This is a genomic window from Novosphingobium sp., from assembly GCF_024642085.1.
In the GTDB taxonomy this organism is placed as follows: domain Bacteria; phylum Pseudomonadota; class Alphaproteobacteria; order Sphingomonadales; family Sphingomonadaceae; genus Novosphingobium.
In genome coordinates, this window is record NZ_JAHEBV010000004.1 from 73,985 (window position 1) to 95,691 (window position 21,707).

Sequence of the window (21,707 nt, forward strand, 5' to 3'; positions counted from 1 at the left end):
CGGAAACTATTCGTCGCCCATGATGCGGTCAACGAGATTTGGCAGCATGCTTAACGGGTGAAAGCGCGCTTCATCGTGTTTGGCAGGCAGATCGGGTGGTCCGAAGGCGTCACGGAAGCCCAACTTGGCCGATTCGCGCAATCGCACGCCAGCATGGGCAACGTTGCGGATCTCTCCGGCGAGCGACACTTCGCCGAACCAAACCGAATCCGCTGCCAGCGGTTTGTCCGCCAGGGCTGATATCAAAGCCGCCGCCACTGCCAGATCGGCAGCAGGATCACCGAGCCGATATCCCCCAGCGACATTCAGATAGACTTCCGCAGACGAAAAATTGAGGCCGCAGCGTGCTTCAAGCACAGCAAGCAACATTGCCAGCCGGCCGCTATCCCAGCCAACCACGGCGCGCCGCGGCGTAGCACCGCTCGCCAGCCGCACAATCAAAGCCTGGACTTCGACCAATACAGGCCGCGTGCCTTCAATAGCTGGAAAAACCGCGCTCCCGGCTACCGGCTGATCCCGGCCCGAAAGAAACAACATCGACGGATTGCCGACTTCTTCCAGTCCGGCGCCGGCCATAGCAAAAACCCCGATTTCATCGACGGGGCCGAAGCGGTTCTTCAGTGACCGCAGAATGCGGTATTGGTGGCTCCGCTCTCCCTCAAAACTCATTACCACGTCGACCATGTGTTCCAGCACACGTGGTCCGGCAATCGACCCGTCTTTGGTTACATGGCCGACCAACACCAGGGAGACATCGTTTTCCTTGGCATACCGGATCAATTCGAAGGCACAGCCCCTGACCTGACTGACCGTTCCTGGCGCTCCCTCGATCTGGTCGGAATGCATGGTCTGGATCGAATCGATCACCAGCAACGCTGGGGCTTGCGTTGACCCCAATGTGGTCAGAATGTCCCGGACGGACGTAGCGGCCGCAAGGCTGATCGGGGCGCCGGCAAGGCCCAGTCGCTCTGCCCGCAGGCGGACCTGTCCGGCTGCTTCTTCTCCGCTGATGTAAATTGCCGAAGCGCCGCTCAGTGCTACTTTGGCGGCGGCCTGAAGCAGCAGGGTCGATTTTCCGATACCAGGATCGCCGCCCATCAAGATGGCCGATCCAGGCACTAGCCCACCGCCCAGCGCCCGGTCGAACTCTGCCAGTCCTGTCCCGCGCCGCTGGGGCAAAGGGGTGTTCGAATCAAGTGCTTCGAACAGGATCGGACGTCCGCCCGTTGATAGGTGGTGCTTTTGGGAAAACACGGTCTGCGGCGCCTCTTCCGCCAACGTGTTCCATTCACCGCAATCGGCGCACTGCCCCTGCCAACGGGTAGTGACACTGCCGCAAGCGGCACAGACGTAGCGGCGTTTGGGCTTGGCCATCAAGCCGCACTAAATGGAACGTAATGAGAACGCAATTGCCAACTGGCGCATGGCGTGTGATTAAGCGTGCATGCGGCAAAAAGAGCTTCGCATTGCGCTGGTCTGTTACGGCGGTGTCAGCCTGGCCGTTTACATGCACGGCGTTACCAAGGAAGTGTGGAAGCTTGCCAGGGCAAGCCGCGCTTATCACGCCGGCACGGCAACTCGCGGCGGTACAGACGCAGTGTATCAGCGGCTGCTTGAACGGGTCGAAGAACTGCACAAGCTACGTCTGCGCGTGCTCCCCGATATACTAACCGGAGCAAGCGCTGGCGGCATCAATGCTGTGTTCCTGGCCCAAGCCGTCCATTCGGGACAAAGCCTTGAGCCGCTTACGGAGTTGTGGCTGGAACGCGCCGATGTGGATGTTCTACTCGATCCCGACGCTCGTCCATGGTCACGCATCAGCAAGTTTTGGGCGATGCCGCTGGTTTACTGGATGCTGAAGCGCCGGGGTAATGTTGTAAGCGACAGCGTGGCTCCCGAAACCCGCTCAGAGGTGCGCGCCAAGCTTTCACGCCTTATCCGTTCGCGCTGGTTCGAACCGCCGTTCAGCGGCATCGGCTTTTCGCGGCTGCTCTGCGAAGCGCTGGGGGCCATGGCCAAGGGTGAGCCCGAGGCGCCGCTGCTGCCGCCGGGACATCCCGTCGACCTGTTTGTCACTGCCACTGATTTCAAAGGTCATCGCGAACGGATACGGTTAAACAGCCCGCCCGAGGTCGAGGAATATGAACATCGCTTGTCGATCGGCTTTGGCGCAGCAACACCCGAAACGGGTGGTCATTCGTTGGCGTTTCCGCTCGAACTGGCTTTTGCAGCCCGTGCCACAGCAAGTTTTCCAGGCGCTTTTCCGGCCCTGCAGTTGGCAGAAATCGACAAATTGGCAAAGGAACACACCCGTGGCTGGCCTAGTCGAACAGCTTTTATCGAACGGGTAATGCCCGAACACAGTCATCGCGGCGATGCGGAAAATGTTTCGTTCATTGACGGTTCGGTTCTGGTCAATGCGCCCTTTGCGAAAGCCATTGGGGCCATTGCGCAGCGTCCGGCCCAGCGTGAAGTCGATCGACGGTTTGTCTATATCGATCCTCACCCTGATCAAGTTGGTGGGATTGCACGCGGCGATCCGCGTCCGCCAGGATTTTTCTCGGTAATATTCGGGTCGCTTTCCTCGATTCCGCGCGAACAGCCGGTACGCGACAATCTGGAAGCCATTGAACACCAGTCCCGTGAACGGGTGCGCTTGAAACAGATCGTCGATACCTTGCGCCCCGAAGTCGAACAAGCGGTCGAAAAGCTTTTTGGACGGACACTTTTTTTTGATCGACCGACCGTCTCAAGGCTCACGGCATGGCGAGCCAAGGCACAGCAGGCCGCTGCGCTTCAGGCAGGCTATGCCTATCAGGCTTACGGTCAGGTCAAGTTGAATGCCATTGTCCAGGCCATTGCAGATGTCGTTGCCAAAGCTGCTCCGGAAATGGATCGCAGCTTTGGGATCGATGTTGCTTTCACCCTGTCCAATTACCTGACGGCGAATGGTCTTCACCACATCGGGGGCGATCGGGGCGGAGCCAGCGATGCATCTATAAGGTTCTTTCGCGATCACGATATCGGCTTTCGCATGCGCCGCTTGCGGCTCCTTGCGCGCCGGTTGTCGGAAGACTGGGACGATATCGATCAAGTTGCCCCGGATGCCCGGCAGAAAGCCCGTGATGTGGTTTACCGCGCGCTGTCGCTTTATTTCGACCGGGAAGGGCAACACTCAATGGGCGGTGATTTTCCTGCTATCGCCCGGCATGTTTTCAGCGATCCGGGGACTGTGCTGCAGGCGATTGCCGACCGCCGTCAATTACCGGCAACAGATCTGGTTGTCGATGCAATGCTGGTTTCGGGAATGGCGGGGCTACCGCGCGAACTGCGCCGCCGGATCCTGCTGACCTATCTGGGCTTTCCGTTTTATGACATGGTCACCCTCCCGTTGCTGCGCGGAGAGGGCACTAGCGAGTTCGACGCTGCAAAGGTTGACCGCATTTCGCCGGAGGATTGCAGCGCCATACGCCCCGGTGGCACGCGTGCCACATTGCGCGGGGCAGAGTTTTACAACTTTGGTGCGTTTTTCAGCCGCGCTTACCGAGAAAATGACTATTTGTGGGGACGGCTGCACGGGGTGGAACGCCTGGTCGATCTGGTCATCTCTGCGCTTCCGTCAGAGATGCGCTTGCCGCACGAGGAAATAGTCCGATTCAAGTTCGACGCTTTTTCTGCTGTCCTTGATGAAGAAAAGCATCGCCTTGTGGCTGATCCCGGGCTTATTCCAGGGCTTGTACGCGAAGTAGAAGTCCAGCGCCGTTCGGCCGAAAGCGGAGCCTAACGAGCTTCAAGCACCATGTTGAAAGGACCCTCAGTCGCACGGCGGATCTCGGTGAAGCCTCCGCTGCGAATTACTTGGGTCAACTTGGCCTCGCCTGCCTGGGCTCCCATCGCGGCGCCCACCTCCTGGTCCAGCGAAGTAGGCACACAAATCATGGTCGAGGCATTGTAAAACATCCGCCCGACCGGATTCATGTTCGCAATGGGCGTATCCGCTGCGTTGGGTTCAACCACCATCCAGGTCCCGCCAGATGCGAGGATGCGACGCATGTGAGCCGCGCATCCCGCCGGATCACCCATGTCATGCAAACAATCGTACATCGTGATCAGGTCAAAGCCGGTTTGAGTGATTTCCTTTGCGGCCGCCACCTCAAACCTGACACGATCACTCAAACCGTGTGAGGCGGCATGGCGGCGGGCCTCCTCAACTGATGGCTGATGGAAGTCGAAACCGATAAAGTTGGAATTTGGAAACGCTTCGGCCATCAGCAGCGTGGAAAATCCTACCCCGCAGCCAACGTCGGCTACTGTGCCGCCCTTCCGCAACACGTCCTCTACCCCATTGAGCGACGGGATCCATTGCTGAACGATGCTGTTGACATAGCCAGGCCTGAAAAATGCCCCTGTCGCGCAAAACAGGCAACCGGCATGATCGCCCCACCGGACACCGCGCCCGTTGCGGAAGCATTCTTCGACTTTGGCCTCAGCTTCGATCATGGCTGCGATCAGTTCGAAAGCGCCACGCAGGTAAACCGGGCTGTCTTCGACGCAAAAGACCATCGCCTGCTCGGGTGAAATCGAAAACGTTTCACTGGCAGGATCGTAATTGATGAAGCCATTGGCGCTTTGAGCAAGGCTCCATTCGCGGACGTAGCGTTCATGCAGTCCGCCTGCTCGCGCTGCCAGTTCCCCCGCGCTTGCAGGACCCTTGGCCAAGGCATCGAACAAGCCTAACCGAAAGCCAAGGCGCGCTGTCGGTACGCTCATCGCGCCGCCCAGATCGCCGAGCATCTTGCCTACAAAATCGTTCAGCCTTGTTTCATCAAGTGCCTGCGCCATGTCCGTTCTCCCGAGTTATGCGACCCGGAGGGCTGACTGCGAGAACTGTTGTATCAGGCTTAAGAACCGGACGAAAGCAGCACGCTGTGGAGGCATTATTCGGTCAGATCTTCCCAGGCTTCTTTGATACGATCGAAAAAGCCCTTTGATTGGGGAGTCTCTTCGCCGGTCTCGGTAGACTGCAGCTCGCGCAGCAATTCCTTTTGGCGTGTGCTCAGCTTAGTCGGGGTTTCGACCATGATATCTACCACCAGATCACCGCGCCCGCGCCCTTGCAGTACTGGCATTCCCTCACCGCGTTTGCGAAGCTGCTTGCCGGTTTGGATACCCGCCGGGATCTCGACTTCTATGCTCTTTCCGTCGAGCCCCGGAATGGCGATAGTCCCGCCCAGAGCGGCCGTTGTGAATGCGATGGGAACCCGTGTGACCAGATTCGTCCCGTCGCGTTCGAACACACCGTGACGCCGGATGTGGATGAAGATGTAGAGATCACCCGCTGGCGCACCGAATGGCCCCGCTTCCCCCCGTCCGGCAAGCCGTATCCGCGTCCCGGTATCAACGCCGGGAGGAACCGATACGTCCAGCTTTTGCGGCGTATCGACCCGTCCTTCGCCGCGGCACAAACGGCATGGTTTCTCAATGACCTCGCCCCGGCCGTGGCATGTCGGGCAAGTACGCTCGACCATGAAAAAGCCTTGCTGCGCGCGGACCTGTCCATGACCGCCGCACAGATTGCAGCGCCGTGTCCCGGTGCCAGGCTCTGCCCCGGAGCCGTCACAAGGTTCGCACTTTGCTGCGACTTCAATTTCGATCTCGGATTGCTTGCCATGAAACGCCTCATCTAGGCCGATTTCAAGATCGTAACGCAGGTCGGCGCCGCGGCGTTGCTGCTGCCTGCCCCCTCCCCCAAAGGCGCTGCCAAAGATCGTTTCGAAGATATCGCCGATGTCGGAGAAACCGCCGCCGCCCATTCCGCCTTGGCCGCCACCACTCATGCCCTGCTTGAATGCTTCGTGCCCAAATCGATCATAGGCGGCGCGTTTTTGGGGGTCTTTCAGACACTCGTACGCCTCACTGATTGCCTTGAACTGATGTTCGGCCGCTGAATCGCCGGGATTGCGATCTGGGTGCCAGCGCATGGCGAGCCGCCGGTATGATGACTTGATAGTCGCGTCATCGGCGGTGCGTTCGCATTCCAGCAGTTCGTAATAGTCGGCTTCGACGCTCGCCATCTTTCAATCCCCAACCATACCGTTACCTCTGCCGGTGCAGAGGTCCATCTTATGCCGCCGCGTCGAGCGGCACGGTCTGCGAGATGGACTCCCGCTTGCGCGGGAGTAACGGTTATCGGTTTACCTTCCTGGTTCAGCCTTTGTTGTTTTCGTCGACTTCCGAAAACTCGGCATCGACCACTTCTTCACCGCCTTCAGCCGGTTCTTCCGTACCGGGCGATGCCGCCGCTGATTGTTCTTTTTCGTAAATCACCTGGCCCATCTTCATGGCCTTTTCGGTGAGCGCCTGGGTCTTGGCTGTCATTTCATCACCATCGCCGCTCTCAATCGCAGTCTTGGCTTCGGCTATTGCTGTCTCGATTTCCGCCTTCAGCTCGGCATCGATCTTGTCGCTATGTTCGGCCAACTGCTGCTCGGTTGCATGGACCAGACTGTCCGCATTGTTTTTGGCTTCAGCTGCTTCACGCCGCTTCTTGTCTTCGTCAGCAAACTTCTCAGCGTCTTTGACCATCTGGTCGATGTCCGTGTCGGACAAGCCGCCAGATGCCTGGATCTTGATCTGCTGTTCCTTGCCAGTACCCTTGTCTTTGGCACTTACGTTGACGATGCCATTGGCATCGATGTCGAACGTCACCTCAATTTGCGGCACGCCGCGCCGTGCGGCCGGGATACCGACCAGATCGAACTGGCCAAGCATCTTGTTGTCGCTCGCCATTTCACGCTCGCCCTGGAACACGCGGATCGTCACCGCCTGCTGGTTATCCTCAGCGGTCGAGAACACCTGGCTCTTCTTGGTCGGGATCGTGGTGTTGCGGTCAATCATCCGGGTGAACACGCCGCCTAGTGTCTCGATTCCCAGTGAAAGCGGGGTCACATCGAGCAGCAGCACATCCTTGACGTCGCCCTGCAGCACACCGGCTTGAATTGCCGCACCCATTGCGACGACTTCGTCCGGATTAACACCAGTGTGCGGTTCCTTGCCGAAGAAATCCTTCACCACTTCACGCACGCGCGGCATGCGGGTCATACCGCCCACCAACACCACGTCATCGATGTCGGAAGCTTTGAGGCCGGCATCGGCCAGCGCCTTTTTCATCGGTTCCTTGGTGCGTTCGATCAGGTCCGCGACCATCTTTTCCAGGTCAGCGCGGGTGACAGTTTCCACCAGATGAAGCGGGGTCGTACTGCCGCCTTCCATGCGAGCTGTGATAAAGGGCAGGTTGATCTCAGTCGAAGCCGTGCTCGACAATTCAATCTTGGCCTTTTCAGCCGCTTCTTTCAAGCGCTGAAGCGCGAGCTTGTCGGTCTTCAGGTCCATGTTTTCCTTGGACTTGAACTTGTCAGCCAGCCATTCGACCAGCTTGCTGTCGAAGTCCTCACCGCCCAGGAACGTGTCGCCGTTGGTCGACTTCACCTCAAAGACGCCATCACCGATTTCGAGGATCGAGACGTCAAAAGTGCCGCCGCCAAGATCGTAGACAGCAATGGTCTTGCCGTCGTTCTTTTCAAGGCCATAGGCAAGAGCAGCTGCGGTCGGCTCGTTGATAATGCGCAGCACTTCGAGTCCGGCAATCTGGCCTGCATCTTTGGTCGCCTGACGCTGGGCATCGTTGAAGTAGGCAGGAACGGTAATAACTGCCTGGGTAACGGTTTCGCCCAGGTACGATTCGGCGGTTTCCTTCATCTTCTGCAGGATAAAAGCGCTGATCTGGCTGGGCGAGTAGTCTTCGCCGCCGGCCTTGACCCACGCGTCGCCGTTTTTACCCTTGGAGATCGTGTAGGGGACAAGTTCGGTGTCTTTTTTGGTCACCGGATCATCGAAGCGGCGGCCAATCAGGCGCTTTACCGCGAAAATAGTGTTATCGCCGTTGGTCACGGCCTGGCGCTTAGCCGGCTGTCCAATGAGGCGTTCGCCGTCCTTGGTGAAGGCAACGATCGAGGGCGTTGTGCGCGCACCTTCGGCATTTTCAATTACCTTGGGCTTGCCGCCGTCCATCACTGCAACGCAGCTGTTCGTGGTGCCAAGGTCGATACCAATTACTTTAGCCATGAAACCCCATCCTTAGGTCAATGTCGTGACGCCGCATCATTCGCTTCCCGTTAATCGGCAAAGCTTCTGGGCGGCTCCTTATGGGCGCCGATATAAGAGTGGTTTTGCTTGGCACAAGGGCTCCGGCGGATTAGCGAAGCGGCTGTCCCGCAATGATGCTAGAAGGAAGATCACGCTGTGTCCTTTATCCGCTTCGCCACCGTCGCTCTGCCACTTTTTGCTGGGTTTGCGATGCTTTCCGGCTGTCAGCAGCAAGCTGGTGAACAGACCCAAGCGGTAAAGGCCACGCAGACAAGCGATCAACCGACCGATATGGAAATAACCGATGCCAGGCTTGTCTTGCCTGCAGTCAAAGGCAATCCCGGCGCGGCTTACCTCAGCATAGCCAACCAATCCAGCGGCACACGGGTCATTTCGAGCATTGCCATCGACGGCACCGGCCGAACAGAGGTTCATCAGACGATGGGCACGGCCATGAACGCGGTTGACCGTGTGGAAATTGCCCCTGCCACCACCATGACATTCAAGCCGGGTAACCTGCACGTGATGGTCTATGACGTATCGTCAACAATGAAGCCGGGAGACACCACGAAAATCACGATCAGTTTCGCGTCCGGAGGAAATCTTGCCGCGCCTATGCAGATCATAGCCGCTGGAGACGCCGCGATGGGAAGCGCGCACGAGGGGATGGTCCACTGAGCGCCGATAGTCAAAGCTGCCCGGTAGGGGGATCGCGGTCACTGACGGAAGGCGAAACGGCTCTGGTGGGGTCCGTTTTCGGTTCTTCTGTCGACTGCGCGAAAGTCACGATCCGTCGCCGGCGCTGGTTTCCGTTTCAACCCCGCAACGTGACCATGGCACCCATGGGGCACATGCACTTCCACCCCCACTCGCACAGCTATTGCGATGACTTTTCAAAAGCCGGCTTGTCGCTGCAAGGCCATTTTATCCACGAAATGACCCATGTTTGGCAGGCTCAGACCCATGGCCGCTGGTACCTGGTGCTGATGCGGCATCCATTTTGCCGTTACGATTATGCACTGCGCCCCGGGGTACCGCTGAAAAAGTACGGGCTTGAGCAGCAAGCGGAGATTGTCCGTCACGCCTTTCTGCTACGAAAAGGTGCGCAGATCGCGGGCGTTGCCGACGCAAACGCCTACGACTGTTTAGTGGGATTTTATTAAGCCCAACTAATTGTAGAGTCGTTCACCGATTATTTGCATCTACTTATTATTACTAAATAGATGGAAGAAAGAGAATTTTTAGCGGAATCGACTGCGCTGATTGAATTTGCTCTGGCACGAAACGATTTCCTCGATCACTTTGCTGATGTTGAAGGTGCGATTTGCAAGATTCTGCAAAAGAACGGCACTCCTCAAATAAACAAAGAACCATTCGGGAATCGACTGAAGGCTTTCCGCGAGGTTCAGAACACCACATTAGTGGCGAAATGCAGGATTTCCCAGCGCAATCAGTTGGCCGATTCGCTGGCCAAAATCCTGCCGCTTCGTGCAGATATCGTTCATAGCCGGATGCACATTGCTCAACTTGATGGCATGCCGGTTGCCTTGTTCGTCAATTCGCTTTTGACGCATGATCCGGACGCGCCCGCGCGTATCTTGTCGCTCCAGCGCATCAAGCAATTGAGCGCCAAGTTGGTCAATCATGCGAAAACCCTCGATTTGCTGAGAAAGCCGATCAATCCGGCTTCTTCGCCACCGCCACCATCGCCGGGCGTAGCAGTCGGTCCTTGATCATGTAGCCAGCCTGCAGTTCCTGCAGCACAGTGCCCGGCGCGGCATCAGCCGACGGGACTTCCAGCATCGCCTGATGCTGATTGGGATCAAGCGGCAAGCCTACGGCTGCGATACGGCTGATACCGTGCAAGCCAAATACCTTGTCGATTTCACGGGATGTAGCCTCGATCCCTGCGATCAGGTTTTTGAGCCGTTCATCCTCGCGTAAGTCTTGAGGGACGGCATCCAGCGCACGGGAAAGATTATCAGATACCGACAGGATATCGCGGGCGAATCCGGTTGCTGCGTAAGCCCGCGCATCGGCTACGTCCTTTTCCAGCCGGCGACGGACGTTCTGCGTCTCTGCCTTGGCATAAAGGACGTCCTGCTTGGCCGCCTCAAGATCCATGCGAAGAAGTGCAAGAAGATCGTCGCCTCCATCCTTGTCCAGGAGATCTTCAGGAACGCCTGCCAATTCGGCTTCTACCGCCGGATCGCCCTGCGGTTTGGTATCGTTGCTCATGTCTATTTTTAACCCGTTATCCGATCAATTTGCCCAGCGATTGGGCCGTGAAATCCACCATGGGGACGACTCGCGCATAATTCAACCGAGTTGGGCCGATAACCCCCACCACTCCGACCACGCGGCCGTCTCCGTCGCGATAGGGCGAAGCGATAACCGACGATCCGGACAATGCGAAAAGCCGGTTTTCTGCACCAATGAAAATCCGGGTTGCTTGAGCCTCTCGCGCCGAATCCAGGAGGTCGGCCACGGATTGCTTGTTTTCGAGATCATCGAGCAACAAACGGACCCGTTCTAGGTCGGTCACGGCGTTCTCATCCAATAGGTTGGCCTGCCCGCGCACGATCAGAACGGGTCGGCGCGCCGCATCCTCGCTCCAAACAGCAAGGCCGCGTTCTACCAGATCGCGGCTTGCCGAATCCAGCGCAGTCCGGCCGCTGGCAATTTCGGCGCGGATGGTTTGCACGGCCTGGGCCAAGGTGCGTCCGGCCAGGCGCGCGGTAAGGTAATTGGAAGCCTGTTCAAGCGCGCTGGCATCATACCCCCCGCCCAGTTCGATCACGCGGTTTTCAACCCCTCCATCCACTCCGACCAGGATCGCCAAGGCGCGTGTTGCCGACAGCGGGACAAGCTGTAATTGGCTAAGTTGCGGCTCACGGCGCGGAACCATGACTACGCCAGCGCAGGCAGAAAGATCAGACAAAACCGCGCTTGCTGCGGCAAGAGCTGCCTCTATGGGGCCGGGCCGCGAGACGTGGCGCTCGATCGCTGCTCGTTCCTCCATGCTGGGCTGGGCTACCTGCATCATTCCATCAACAAAGAGGCGAAGGCCTTGCTCGGTCGGCATGCGACCCGCGCTAGTATGGGGCGCGGCCAAGAGCCCCAGACCTTCAAGCTCGTGCAGGACTGAGCGGATCGAGGCAGGCGACAGATTAAGTCCCCCTGCCCCGGCAAGGGTTTTGGAGCCCACCGGCTGCCCGCTGCCAAGATAGCCTTCGACCACCAGGCGAAAAATGTCGCGCGCACGGGTGCTGAGTTCATTGATCGGAGAGCTGGCCATCGCCTGCCAATTTACGCACCGGGCTTGCAGGCTCAAGTGCAATGCGCCTAACGCGGCAGAAACTTCTAAAGGAACTTTCATGCGACCTTCCGGCCGCGCGCCCGACGAGATGCGCGTTATCAACTTTGAACCCCACTATACTAAGCATGCAGAGGGATCGGTGCTGGTCAGTTTCGGTCATACCAAGGTCATCTGCACTGCCAGCATCGAGGAGCGCCTGCCACCATGGCTGCGTGGCAAAGGCGAAGGCTGGGTGACGGCCGAATATTCCATGTTGCCACGAGCCACGCATACAAGAGGGCAGCGTGAGGCCGCCAAGGGCAAGCAGAGCGGCCGTACTCAGGAAATTCAGCGACTTATCGGCCGTAGTTTACGCGCTGTATGCGACATGAAAAAATTAGGTGAGCGTCAGATCACCTTGGACTGCGATGTAATTCAGGCCGATGGTGGCACCCGGACTGCAGCTATTTCCGGCGCATGGGTGGCACTGCGAATCGCAATCGATAAACTGATGGCGCAGGGGATGATCGCCGAAGATCCCCTGACCCGCAAAGTTGCAGCGGTAAGCTGCGGCATCGTTATGGGCAACCCGGTGCTCGACCTGGATTATGACGAGGATAGCAGCGCCGACGCCGATGCGAACTTCGTCCTGATCGAAGGTGGCCAGATCGCCGAAGTCCAAGCAACGGCCGAAGGTGCGACCTATGACGAGGAAGCGCTGCTGCGTCTGCTCCGCCTGGCGCGGATCGGTTGCGACCGCATCTTTGCGGCGCAAGGCAATGCTGCAAAGGAATGAGCCGCCAGATCGGCTCTGAAACGCTGGTGATCGCCACCCACAACGCGGGCAAGCTGAAAGAGATTTCGGCTTTGCTTGCGCCTTTTGGCATTCGTTGCATTTCGGCCGGGTCGCTCGGTCTTCCCGAGCCCGCCGAAACCGGCAAGACCTTCGTCGAAAACGCCCTGATCAAGGCGCGCGCGGCCGCAGAAGGGTCAGGTCTACCCGCACTGGCGGACGATTCTGGACTTTGTGTAGATGCGCTGGGAGGACGTCCTGGCGTTTACACCGCCGATTGGGCTGAGCGGCAATGGTTCGAGGGTCCAGTCGGTCGCGATTGGTACATGGCTATGGGCAAGGTCGAAGGCCTTTTGTGCGAGCGAGGCAATGATGTCGATCGATCGGGTCACTTTGTCTGCGTATTGGCGATCGCATGGCCGGATGGCGATAGCGCGGTCTATGAAGGGTCAGTCCGCGGCAGCTTGACCTGGCCGCCCCGCGGCACGTTGGGATTTGGTTATGACCCAGTGTTCGTACCCCAAGGTCGCAACGAGAGCTTTGCCGAAATTGGCGCGGACGAAAAACACCGCATCAGCCACCGCGCTGACGCCTTCGCCAAGCTGGTCGCGGAGCAATTCGGCAGCTAAAGATCGGCAATGGCCCGCGCGCTATACATTCATTGGCCGTTCTGCCTCGCAAAATGTCCTTATTGCGACTTCAATAGCCATGTCCGCGAAAGGGTTGACCATGCGCACTGGGAGGCAGCAATGCTTGCCGACATGCGGCATGAAGCCAAAATCGCCGGCGGCGAGCCGCTGGATAGCGTTTTCTTTGGTGGCGGCACACCATCGCTGATGCCACCGGCGCTTGTTGAGCGGCTGCTAGTCGAAGCCGAGCGGCTGTGGGGCCTTGCCGACGGGATAGAGATTACCCTGGAAGGCAATCCGTCATCGGTTGAAGCGGCCAACTATGCCCAGCTTGCTTCAGCCGGTATCAACCGTGCGTCGCTCGGGCTTCAAGCACTCGACAACGAAACGTTGCGCTTTTTGGGCCGCCTTCACGACGCGGGCGAAGGTCTGGCTGCACTGGAAATTGCGCAGCGGCATTTTGAACGGGTAAGTTTTGATCTGATCTATGCGCGGCCAGGGCAAACGATTGCCCAATGGCAGGCCGAGCTTAGCCGGGCGCTGTCGTTTGGAACTGGTCACTTGTCGCTGTACCAACTCACCATTGAGCCGGGAACCCGCTTTGCCACTATGGTCCGCAGGCGCCAGTTCGAGCCACTAGAAGATGACGCCGCCGCTGACCTATTTGGCGTAACGCAGGAGATGACGGCAGCGGCCGGGCTGCCGCGGTACGAGGTCAGCAACCATGCCCGCAAAGGAGAGGAAAGCCGCCATAACATGGCCTATTGGCGATATCACGATACCGCGGGCGTCGGTCCTGGCGCCCACGCCCGGGCTGTCGGTCTGGCAACGGTACGTCACAAGAAGCCGGAGAATTGGCTTGAAGCGGTTGCAAGGGACAATCACGGGATTGCCGAACAGCGATTGCTGGGGCTGCGGGAACAAGCAAGCGAAGCGCTGCTGATGGGTCTGCGGCTGACCGAGGGGATCGATCTCGGCGCGCTGTCCTCGCGGTTTGGCTTGCCGGTTGCCGCACTTTGCGAGAGCGCCAAGCTGGATTTCTACACCGCCCGGGGAATGTGCTGGAAAAATGGCACGCGGGTCGGCGTGACAGACACTGGTATTCCCTTGCTTGATGGCTTGCTGGCGGAACTTGTACCAGCGGGGCTGCTCGCAGCGTGACGCGCGCTAATCTGCTTGAGGCATGGCATGACCATCTTGCTGTGGCCCGGCGGCGAAGCCCCCACACCGTGAGAGCCTATGTCGCAGCTGCCGCGCGGTTACTGGATGGTCTGGGTGACACCGATTGGCCAGGCCTTGCCAGGATCGACGCCCATGCCTTGCGCGGACAGCTGGCCCGGCGCCGCGCAGAAGGCCTGACTAATGCATCAGCAGCGCGAGAGTTGTCGGCGCTTAAAGCCTTCATCGCATTTGCGCGAGAACGCGCCGGGATGATTGATACGGCCCCGCCCCGGATGCGCGGACCCCGGGTGAAAAAGGGAATTCCGCGCCCCGTCACTCCGGACGAAGCCGTCAGCCTTGCTGCCGCAGTCGAAGATGGCGCCGCCGATGATTGGATCGGATCACGAGACCGTGCGGTACTGCTGCTGCTTTACGGCGCGGGGATGCGAATTGCTGAGGCCTTGTCTTTGACCGGAGCATCCTTGCCGCTTGGTGATGTCCTGGTGGTCACCGGTAAAGGCGCTAAGCAGCGCCCAGTGCCGATCCTGCCTTTGGTGCGCGATGCCGTGGCAGACTACGCTATCAAGTGCCCATGGCCGCTGGAAAAGGACAAGCCTCTATTTCGCGGTGCCAAGGGTGGGCCACTATCGCAGGGCGTTGTGCAAAAGGCTATGGCCCGGGCGCGGATAGGTCTTGGTTTACCAGCAACTGCAACACCGCATGCCTTGCGCCATTCTTTTGCCACGCACTTGCTTGGGGCTGGTGCAGATCTGCGCAGCCTTCAAGAATTGCTTGGTCATGCCAGCCTGGGATCAACCCAAATATATACGAAGGTCGATGCAGCTACATTGCTTGATGCCTACCGCCACGCCCATCCACGCGACAGGTAAGATGTTGCACCAGTGCATCAGATTTGGAAAGTTTGCATGCCTGTCTGGTCTCGTATTCGTTTCATCGCTATTAATGCACAGTTCGTCGCAGTCGTGACCGGCAATAATGTCCGGTGGCTGCACGCATAGCGGACGAACGCACGAGGGCTTTATAGCCATGATGAACATCCTCAATGATAACCGCGCGCTGGTCCTTGGTTCGGTAGCGATCGGTGCGGCCGGCTTAGTAGCCAGCGGCTATTTGTTAGGCGACGGACTGCGCCGGGCCAAGGCGGCGGAGCGGGAGGTTACGGTACGCGGCGTCTCTGAGCGCGATGTTACTGCAAACCTTGCGACGTGGACGATACAATTTTCGCACACGGCGGCAGACTTCGCATCGGCTCAGCGCTCAGTCGATCAACAGGCCAAGTCGGTCCGTGCCTTTCTTGCCAGCGCCGGGATCGAGAGCGCCGATGTAGCAGACAGCGATGTCTCCTTATCTCGTGAGGCACCCAGCTACAACGACAACCGTCCTGAACGCTTTACGGTGTCGCGTACCGTTCAGGTAAGGACGGCTGATGTTATGCGCGCCCGCAGAGCATATTCTAGTCAGGCCGATCTGCTCCGCGGCGGGGTAGAAATGACCAGCAATTCGGTCAGCTACTCTTTCACTGGTTTGAATGTCCTGAAGCCCGAGATGATCGCCGAAGCGAACCGGAACGCGCGGCGCAGCGCTGAACAGTTTGCCAAAGACAGCGGCGCGGATGTAGGCGCCATGAAAAGCGCCAGCCAGGGCTATTTCTCGGTCGGTGCGCGCGACGGCGATGATTGCGACGATTGTGGATCGGGCGGGGGTAGCACTCCGTTCCAGAAAGTCCGCGTCGTAACGACGATTGTCTACGACCTGGGATGATCAGCAAGGCAGTGCTGCATGCCGGCGCTCGATCGCTTCCCAGATTAGCGCTGGCGTGTCGGTCCCGTTAAAACGGTCGATAGATTGGATTCCTGTTGGAGAGGTGACGTTTATCTCGGTCAACCACTGGCCTCCGATAACGTCGATGCCTACGAAAACAAGTCCGCGCTCTTTCAGCGCAGGGCCCAATGCGGCGCAGATTTCCTCTTCGCGCGTGGTCAGCGCGGTGGCTTCGGCATATCCACCCTGCGCCAGGTTTGAGCGAAACTCCCCTTCTCCCGGTCGTCGATTAATCGCGCCGGCCACTTCGCCATCGACCAGCACAATACGCTTGTCGCCAAGAGAGATGTCGGAAAGGAATGGCTGAAACATGTGCGGTTCCACCCACGCACTGTCGAACAGCTCTATCAGTGCGCCCAGGTTCGATCCATCGGCCGGGATGCGAACCACCGCCTTGCCCCCATTCCCGTGCAGCGGCTTCATAACCAGATCGCCGGGATGGCGGGCATGGAAGTCCTTTACGTCTTCGATCCGCCGGGCGATCAGCGTGGGCGGCATGTATTGCGCAAAGTCCAGCACAAAGATCTTTTCCGGCGCGTTGCGAACGCTCGCCGGGTCGTTGACAACCAGTGTCTGACCCTCAAGCCGCTCAAGCAGATGGGTCGCGGTGATATAGCTAAGATCAAACGGCGGATCCTGCCGCATCAGGACAATATCGACATCCTTGACCAGATCTATACGGCGGTGGCCGTCGCGCGTGAAATGGTCGCCAGCTACGCGTTTTACCGTCACCGGCGCTGCCCACGCTGTCAGCCGGCCACTTTCGTACGCGAGCGATTCCACTTTGTAATGCATCACGCTGTGTCCGCGCGTTTGCGCCGCCAGCATGAGCGCAAAGCTTGAATCGCCGTCGATGTTTATAGTTTCAAGGGGATCCATCTGGACAGCAACGCGCAGGGACATGGGGCTCGGTACTCCGGTTCAGGCCAGCGAGGCGTTGACGATGTGGCGCGGCAAGCGTCCCGGCGCAAGAAGCAGCACGTCGACACGGATATCCTCACCTTGCCGGGCATATTGTGCGGATACGGCCTGCGCTGCATCAATTACCCGCCTCAGCCGCCATTGATCAATCGCCTGATCCGCCTCGGCTGCACTGGCGCGCCATTTTACCTCGACAAAGCAAATCATGCCGCCACGCTTGGCTATCAGGTCTATCTCGCCGCGCGGCGTCTTTACCCGTCGAGCGAGGATCCGCCAGCCTTTCAACCGAAGGTACCATGCAGCCAATGCCTCTCCCCGCCGCCCGTCGCGTTCACGGCGCTCGCGGTCCTTCATTTGAGTTGCAGCGCCCGGGTGTAAAGCGCTTTGCGATCAAGGCCGGTCATTCGTGCCACTTCCGCCGCGGCCTGCGATGCCTTACTGTGTTGCAAGGCGGCGCGAAGCAGCCCGTCCAGGTCAAAATTGTCAGCCGATGGTGGAAGCGGCGGAGCGATCACCAGAACTATCTCCCCCCTGGGCGGGTGAGCTACATAATGGTCCGACAATTCTGCAGGCGTTCCTGTGCGGCATTCCTCGAACTTCTTGGTGAGTTCACGCGCCACTGCAACTTCGCGGCCCGGCAACGAGTCTTCGATCGCTCTCAACGCCGCGATAAGCCGCGGGGCAGTTTCATAGAACACCAAGGTGGCTGGAACCTGGGCTAACTCAGTCAGCAATTCTAACCTCGCTTTAGCCTTGTTTGGCAGGAACCCTGCGAACAGAAACCGGTCGCTTGGCAAGCCCGAGACCGTCAATGCCACAATTGCGGCACTGGCGCCTGGAAGACTGGTAACGGTGATGCCGCACGCCTTGGCCTCGCGCACCAATTTGAAGCCCGGATCGGAAACAAGGGGCGTTCCCGCATCGCTGACCAGCGCGACCGGCTGCTGTGCGGCGAGCGCGAGGATCCCATCGCGTTGGGTATCGCTTGCGTGATCGTCATAACGGATCATCCGCGCCTTAATCCCGAGGTGATGGAGCAGCTTGCCGGTGACACGGGTGTCTTCACAGGCTATCGCAGCAACACCACGGAGTATCTCGGCGCCCCGCAGCGTCATGTCGCCCAGATTGCCAATTGGCGTCGCAACAATATACAGACCAGGGGAAAGCGGCGCGTCCATCGTCTCGCCCAATGGACTGCGCGGAGGAGAGCTACAAGTATGTTCGAAGGTCGCTTACCAAAACGGCATCTTGCCGCTTTCACTGCCGCATTGCTGGTCGCCGGCTGCAAGGTGATCCCTACCGCACCTAAAGACATCCCGCCTCCGCCGGTCGATGCATTGCCGAACGATCAGCAACGCCACCGCATCGCATTGTTGGTCCCGATGACTGGAGCCAATGCCGGTATCGGTCAGGCGATAGCAAACGCCACGACCATGGCCTTGCTGGATACTAACGCCAAGTCTATCCGGATCACCACCTACGATACCGCAAATGGAGCGGGGGCAGCAGCCAAGAGGGCAATCAGCGAAGGCGCACGGCTCATCCTGGGGCCGTTACAGGCCGAAGATGTTGCTCCAATAGCCGGCGTCGCGCGGGCGGCCCGTATCCCGGTTATAACGTATAGCAGCGACGAAGGCGTTGCCTCGCGTGACGTATTCCAGCTGGGCACCACACCGGTAAACTCGATCAATCGTACCGTCAGCTATGCCCGGGGGCGCGGGGCGATGCGCTTTGGCTTGCTTGCCCCTAGTGGCGATTACGGCAGCCGCGCAACGGCCGCTTTCACTTCGGCGGTCAGGGCAAGCGGCGGGACACTGATTGCCAGCACCAGCTATGACCGTTCGAACACCTCGGTTATCAGTGCGGCCCAGCGGCTTCGACAACGCGGAACATTTGACGCGATCCTGATTGCCGATGGTACGCGCTTTGCAGTCCTAGCAGCGCCCAATCTTAAATCCGGCGCTGCGGCTTCCCCTCGCCTACTGGGCACCGAATTGTGGAGCGGGGAAAGCGGCGTCGCCAAAACTCCATCGCTGCGCGGAGCGTGGTTTGCAGCCGTTGCAGACAACAGGTTTCGGCAGTTTGCCGATAGTTACAAGACCCGGTTTGGTAGTGCGCCCTATCGCATGGCGACCATGGGGTATGACAGTGTCCTTCTAACCGTAAGGATTGCGCGCGACTGGAAAGTGGGCACCCCTTTCCCCACCGCCCGGCTGATTGACCGGGACGGCTTTCTTGGGCTTGATGGTCCATTCCGTTTCGGGGCCAACGGGATCATCGAACGCGCACTAGAAGTCCGTGAAGCCCGCGCCGGAACGGTCTCTGTGGTCAGCGCGGCACCTGCTCGCTTCGCTGACTGACGATAACCTGCAAGCAGCGCTTGCGCGGCGGAATCACGCCAGCCTATAGCCTTACGCATGGCCGAAGACCTGTTTGACAAGCTGCCCGCAAGTAGCGGCGATCCCTACGACGGGTCAGCAATCGAAGTGCTTGAGGGGCTGGAGCCGGTTCGCCGCCGCCCAGGCATGTATATCGGCGGCACGGACGAGCGCGCACTGCACCATCTGGCCGCCGAAGTGCTTGACAATGCGATGGACGAAGCCGTCGCTGGGCATGCGAACAGGATCGAAGTCTTGCTGGAAGAGGTTGCTGGTGCGCCGGGCCGCTTGACTATCGTTGACAACGGCCGCGGTATTCCGGTGGACGAACATCCGCGATATCCAGGCAAGTCGGCGTTAGAGGTAATCCTGTCTACTCTACATTCGGGCGGCAAATTTTCGGGCAAGGCCTATGCCACCAGCGGCGGGCTACACGGTGTAGGGATCAGCGTAGTAAATGCGTTGTCTGTTCTTACGCGGGTCGAAGTGGCCCGTGAGAAGCAGCTTTTTGCGCAGGAGTTTTCGCGCGGGGAAACGATAGGGAAGCTTCAGCACTTGGGCGGGACACCCAATCGGCGCGGAACCAGTGTAAGCTTTATCCCCGATACCGAGATTTTCGGCGAGGACGCCAAGTTCAAACCGGCACGCTTGTTCCGTCTGGTTCGGTCCAAAGCCTACCTGTTTGCCGGAGTAGAAATCCGTTGGAAATGCTCACCCAGCCTGACGAGTGATGATGTACCAGCCGAAGCCGTGTTCCAATTTCCGGGCGGCCTTGCGGACCACCTCAAGGAACAAATTGGCGCCCGTGAATGCGTGACCACGCAATTCTTCGCCGGATCGCAGGACTTCCCAGGCGAAGAACAGGGGCGGGTGGAGTGGGCGATCGCCTGGCCGCTGTGGTCGGACGGCGCATACAGCTATTACTGTAACACTATCCCAACACCCGATGGCGGAACGCATGAGCAGGGACTGCGAGCGGCCTTGACCAAAGGCATCCGCGCCTTTGCCGACTTGATCGGGCAGAAAAAGGCCAAGGACATCGCGCCCGAGGATATCATCACGGGCAGCGAAGTGATGCTTTCGGTCTTTGTCCGCGATCCCCAGTTCCAGAGCCAGACCAAGGACCGCCTTACCAGTCCGGAAGCGGCACGGATGGTCGAAAATGCGGTGCGAGACCATTTCGATCATTTTCTGGCGGACAATCTGGAGCGCGGCAAGGCGCTACTTGGTCATGTCATGGAGCGGATGGACGATCGGCTGCGCCGCAAGGCCGAGCGCGAGGTTAAACGCAAGACCGCAACCAACGCCCGCAAGCTGCGCCTGCCTGGAAAACTGACTGACTGTTCCGGCGAAGGCAATGCCGAAACTGAACTTTTCATCGTTGAAGGGGACAGCGCGGGCGGCAGTGCCAAGCAGGCGCGTGACCGCAAAAGTCAGGCGATTTTGCCGATCCGCGGCAAGATCCTCAACGTTGCATCGGCGACCGCAGACAAAATCCGGGCCAACAGCGAAATCGCCGACCTTGGGTTGGCGTTGGGCTGCGGGATGCGCAAGGACTGCAACGCCGATAACCTGCGCTATGACCGGATCATCATCATGACCGATGCTGATGTCGATGGAGCGCATATCGCGACCTTGCTGATGACCTTTTTCTTCCAGGAAATGCCCGATATTGTTCGGCGCGGGCACCTTTATCTGGCGCAGCCCCCACTTTACCGGCTTACCGCCGGCAAGGAGAGTGCTTATGCTCGCGACGACAGCCACCGCGCCGAACTGGAAGCAACTGTATTCAAGGGAAAGAAGGTCGAGGTCGGCCGCTTCAAAGGCCTTGGTGAAATGAACCCGCAGCAGCTGCGCGAAACCACTATGGCGCCAGCAAGCCGCAACCTGCTGCGCATTACGTTGCCTCCCGAATACGAAGGGCGTGCGGCGGTAAAGGACCTTGTCGACAAGCTGATGGGTCGCGACCCGGCCCAACGGTTCATGTTTATTCAGAACCGCGCCGGCGAAATTGATCCCGAAATGATCGATGCCTGAATTGGCCAAGTAGCCATTCAACAGTGATGAATTGGCCCGCGCGTGTTGATCCAGGGATTAGCCGGCCCGCCGTTGACCACTTTTGATTTGTCCGCGATCAACACTTCGACCTGATAGACCAGCCAGTCCGGATCGCTGCTCTTAGTGCAGAACAGATCGACACGGGCATTATGGGCAAGGTCGCGATCGCCGTTAGAAGTCCGCCCGGTCAACATTATCACCGGAAGCCGTGCAAATTGCGACGCGCGGATCTGCCACAGAACCTCAAACCCGCTTTGCCGGGGCATGTTGCAGTCCAGGACAAGGGCATCGACATGACGCGCCCGCAGGACGTTCAGAACCTGATCGCCATCGTCCACCCAGCCGGTCGAATGGCCGGCCTCGCGAAAGGCTTTGCCGAAAATCTGTGGAACCAAAGGATCGTCGTCGGCAATTATTATGTGGGCCATTTACCTGTATCCAAACCATTTTTCTAGCGGCAGTGTTACCGGAAATGCCCTCAG

General features: G+C 58.9%; 21 protein-coding genes. 11 read left to right on the top strand and 10 right to left on the bottom strand.

From position 1 onward, the window contains the following. Positions 1 to 6: 6 nt before the first annotated feature. The gene (gene radA / locus Q0L62_RS02900) at positions 7 to 1,374 is read right to left on the bottom strand and encodes a DNA repair protein RadA (RefSeq protein WP_296676143.1); all 1,368 of its coding nucleotides are present in this window, start codon (positions 1,372 to 1,374) and stop codon (positions 7 to 9) included. A 70-nt stretch (positions 1,375 to 1,444) separates the two neighbouring features. On the opposite strand from radA, the gene Q0L62_RS02905 reads away from it, so the two are divergent. Continuing rightward, positions 1,445 to 3,784, top strand: a complete 2,340-nt coding sequence (locus Q0L62_RS02905; RefSeq protein WP_296676148.1) for a patatin-like protein — start codon at positions 1,445 to 1,447, stop codon at positions 3,782 to 3,784. On the opposite strand, the gene Q0L62_RS02910 is transcribed toward Q0L62_RS02905, so the two are convergent. From Q0L62_RS02910 to dnaK, 3 genes are all read right to left on the bottom strand, one after another. After that, positions 3,781 to 4,842 (bottom strand): methyltransferase domain-containing protein, encoded by a 1,062-nt coding sequence (locus Q0L62_RS02910; RefSeq protein ID WP_296676151.1) that lies wholly within the window; start codon positions 4,840 to 4,842, stop codon positions 3,781 to 3,783. The two genes, Q0L62_RS02905 and Q0L62_RS02910, sit on opposite strands and share 4 nt — an antisense overlap. 95 nt (positions 4,843 to 4,937) lie before the next feature. Further along, entirely contained in the window at positions 4,938 to 6,074 is a 1,137-nt protein-coding gene (dnaJ, locus tag Q0L62_RS02915; protein ID WP_296676154.1) for a molecular chaperone DnaJ, read from the bottom strand. A 133-nt stretch (positions 6,075 to 6,207) separates the two neighbouring features. Further along, a complete protein-coding gene (dnaK, locus tag Q0L62_RS02920; RefSeq protein ID WP_296676157.1) occupies positions 6,208 to 8,124 on the bottom strand; it encodes a molecular chaperone DnaK in 1,917 nt (638 codons plus the stop codon). A gap of 177 nt (positions 8,125 to 8,301) precedes the next feature. Here dnaK and Q0L62_RS02925 point away from each other — a divergent pair, with 177 nt between their 5' ends. Genes Q0L62_RS02925 through Q0L62_RS02935 form a run of 3 tightly spaced genes read left to right on the top strand, consistent with a single transcriptional unit; the run spans position 8,302 to position 9,878 of the window. Next, complete coding sequence (locus Q0L62_RS02925) at positions 8,302 to 8,823, top strand: copper chaperone PCu(A)C (protein ID WP_296676160.1); 522 nt, start codon at positions 8,302 to 8,304, stop codon at positions 8,821 to 8,823. Then, positions 8,820 to 9,308 carry a vgr related protein gene (locus Q0L62_RS02930; protein ID WP_296676326.1) on the top strand — a complete coding sequence of 163 codons (489 nt, stop codon included), beginning with the start codon at positions 8,820 to 8,822 and terminating at the stop codon, positions 9,306 to 9,308. Before Q0L62_RS02925 ends, Q0L62_RS02930 begins: the two co-directional genes overlap by 4 nt. Before the next feature lie 60 nt (positions 9,309 to 9,368). Continuing rightward, positions 9,369 to 9,878, top strand: coding sequence for a hypothetical protein (locus Q0L62_RS02935; RefSeq protein ID WP_296676163.1), 510 nt, complete (start codon positions 9,369 to 9,371; stop codon positions 9,876 to 9,878). On the opposite strand, the gene grpE is transcribed toward Q0L62_RS02935, so the two are convergent. Together grpE and hrcA are read right to left on the bottom strand one after the other, a co-directional pair. Further along, positions 9,823 to 10,383, bottom strand: a complete 561-nt coding sequence (grpE, locus tag Q0L62_RS02940; RefSeq protein ID WP_296676169.1) for a nucleotide exchange factor GrpE — start codon at positions 10,381 to 10,383, stop codon at positions 9,823 to 9,825. The two genes, Q0L62_RS02935 and grpE, sit on opposite strands and share 56 nt — an antisense overlap. 16 nt (positions 10,384 to 10,399) lie before the next feature. Beyond that, positions 10,400 to 11,443 carry a heat-inducible transcriptional repressor HrcA gene (gene hrcA / locus Q0L62_RS02945; RefSeq protein WP_296676172.1) on the bottom strand — a complete coding sequence of 348 codons (1,044 nt, stop codon included), beginning with the start codon at positions 11,441 to 11,443 and terminating at the stop codon, positions 10,400 to 10,402. Positions 11,444 to 11,522: 79 nt separating this feature from the next. On the opposite strand from hrcA, the gene rph reads away from it, so the two are divergent. The 5 genes from rph (at position 11,523) to Q0L62_RS02970 (ending at position 15,808) form a co-directional block, all read left to right on the top strand. Further along, positions 11,523 to 12,239 (top strand): ribonuclease PH, encoded by a 717-nt coding sequence (gene rph, locus Q0L62_RS02950; protein ID WP_296676328.1) that lies wholly within the window; start codon positions 11,523 to 11,525, stop codon positions 12,237 to 12,239. Beyond that, positions 12,236 to 12,865: an RdgB/HAM1 family non-canonical purine NTP pyrophosphatase gene (gene rdgB / locus Q0L62_RS02955; RefSeq protein WP_296676175.1), complete on the top strand. Its 630-nt coding sequence runs from the start codon at positions 12,236 to 12,238 to the stop codon at positions 12,863 to 12,865. The genes rph and rdgB overlap by 4 nt, the downstream gene beginning before the upstream one ends. 9 nt (positions 12,866 to 12,874) lie before the next feature. Beyond that, positions 12,875 to 14,026 carry a radical SAM family heme chaperone HemW gene (gene hemW, locus Q0L62_RS02960; RefSeq protein WP_296676177.1) on the top strand — a complete coding sequence of 384 codons (1,152 nt, stop codon included), beginning with the start codon at positions 12,875 to 12,877 and terminating at the stop codon, positions 14,024 to 14,026. Then, positions 14,023 to 14,916, top strand: coding sequence for a tyrosine recombinase XerC (locus Q0L62_RS02965; RefSeq protein ID WP_296676181.1), 894 nt, complete (start codon positions 14,023 to 14,025; stop codon positions 14,914 to 14,916). The genes hemW and Q0L62_RS02965 overlap by 4 nt, the downstream gene beginning before the upstream one ends. Before the next feature lie 157 nt (positions 14,917 to 15,073). After that, positions 15,074 to 15,808: an SIMPL domain-containing protein gene (locus Q0L62_RS02970; protein ID WP_296676184.1), complete on the top strand. Its 735-nt coding sequence runs from the start codon at positions 15,074 to 15,076 to the stop codon at positions 15,806 to 15,808. Here Q0L62_RS02970 and gshB read toward each other — a convergent pair whose 3' ends face one another. The 3 genes from gshB to rsmI are packed head-to-tail and all read right to left on the bottom strand — an operon-like array spanning position 15,809 to position 17,967. Next, positions 15,809 to 16,771: a glutathione synthase gene (gshB, locus tag Q0L62_RS02975; RefSeq protein ID WP_296676186.1), complete on the bottom strand. Its 963-nt coding sequence runs from the start codon at positions 16,769 to 16,771 to the stop codon at positions 15,809 to 15,811. Positions 16,772 to 16,789: 18 nt separating this feature from the next. After that, the gene (locus Q0L62_RS02980; RefSeq protein ID WP_296676191.1) at positions 16,790 to 17,143 is read right to left on the bottom strand and encodes a YraN family protein; all 354 of its coding nucleotides are present in this window, start codon (positions 17,141 to 17,143) and stop codon (positions 16,790 to 16,792) included. Next, a complete protein-coding gene (rsmI, locus tag Q0L62_RS02985) occupies positions 17,140 to 17,967 on the bottom strand; it encodes a 16S rRNA (cytidine(1402)-2'-O)-methyltransferase (RefSeq protein WP_296676194.1) in 828 nt (275 codons plus the stop codon). The genes Q0L62_RS02980 and rsmI overlap by 4 nt, the downstream gene beginning before the upstream one ends. Before the next feature lie 39 nt (positions 17,968 to 18,006). Here rsmI and Q0L62_RS02990 point away from each other — a divergent pair, with 39 nt between their 5' ends. Both Q0L62_RS02990 and parE read left to right on the top strand, forming a co-directional pair. Beyond that, complete coding sequence (locus tag Q0L62_RS02990; RefSeq protein ID WP_296676196.1) at positions 18,007 to 19,149, top strand: penicillin-binding protein activator; 1,143 nt, start codon at positions 18,007 to 18,009, stop codon at positions 19,147 to 19,149. A gap of 57 nt (positions 19,150 to 19,206) precedes the next feature. After that, complete coding sequence (parE, locus tag Q0L62_RS02995) at positions 19,207 to 21,204, top strand: DNA topoisomerase IV subunit B (protein WP_296676201.1); 1,998 nt, start codon at positions 19,207 to 19,209, stop codon at positions 21,202 to 21,204. A gap of 17 nt (positions 21,205 to 21,221) precedes the next feature. Here the strand turns inward: parE and Q0L62_RS03000 are convergent, their stop codons facing one another. Next, positions 21,222 to 21,653 (bottom strand): response regulator, encoded by a 432-nt coding sequence (locus Q0L62_RS03000; protein ID WP_296676204.1) that lies wholly within the window; start codon positions 21,651 to 21,653, stop codon positions 21,222 to 21,224. Between the last annotated feature and the right edge of the window lie 54 nt (positions 21,654 to 21,707).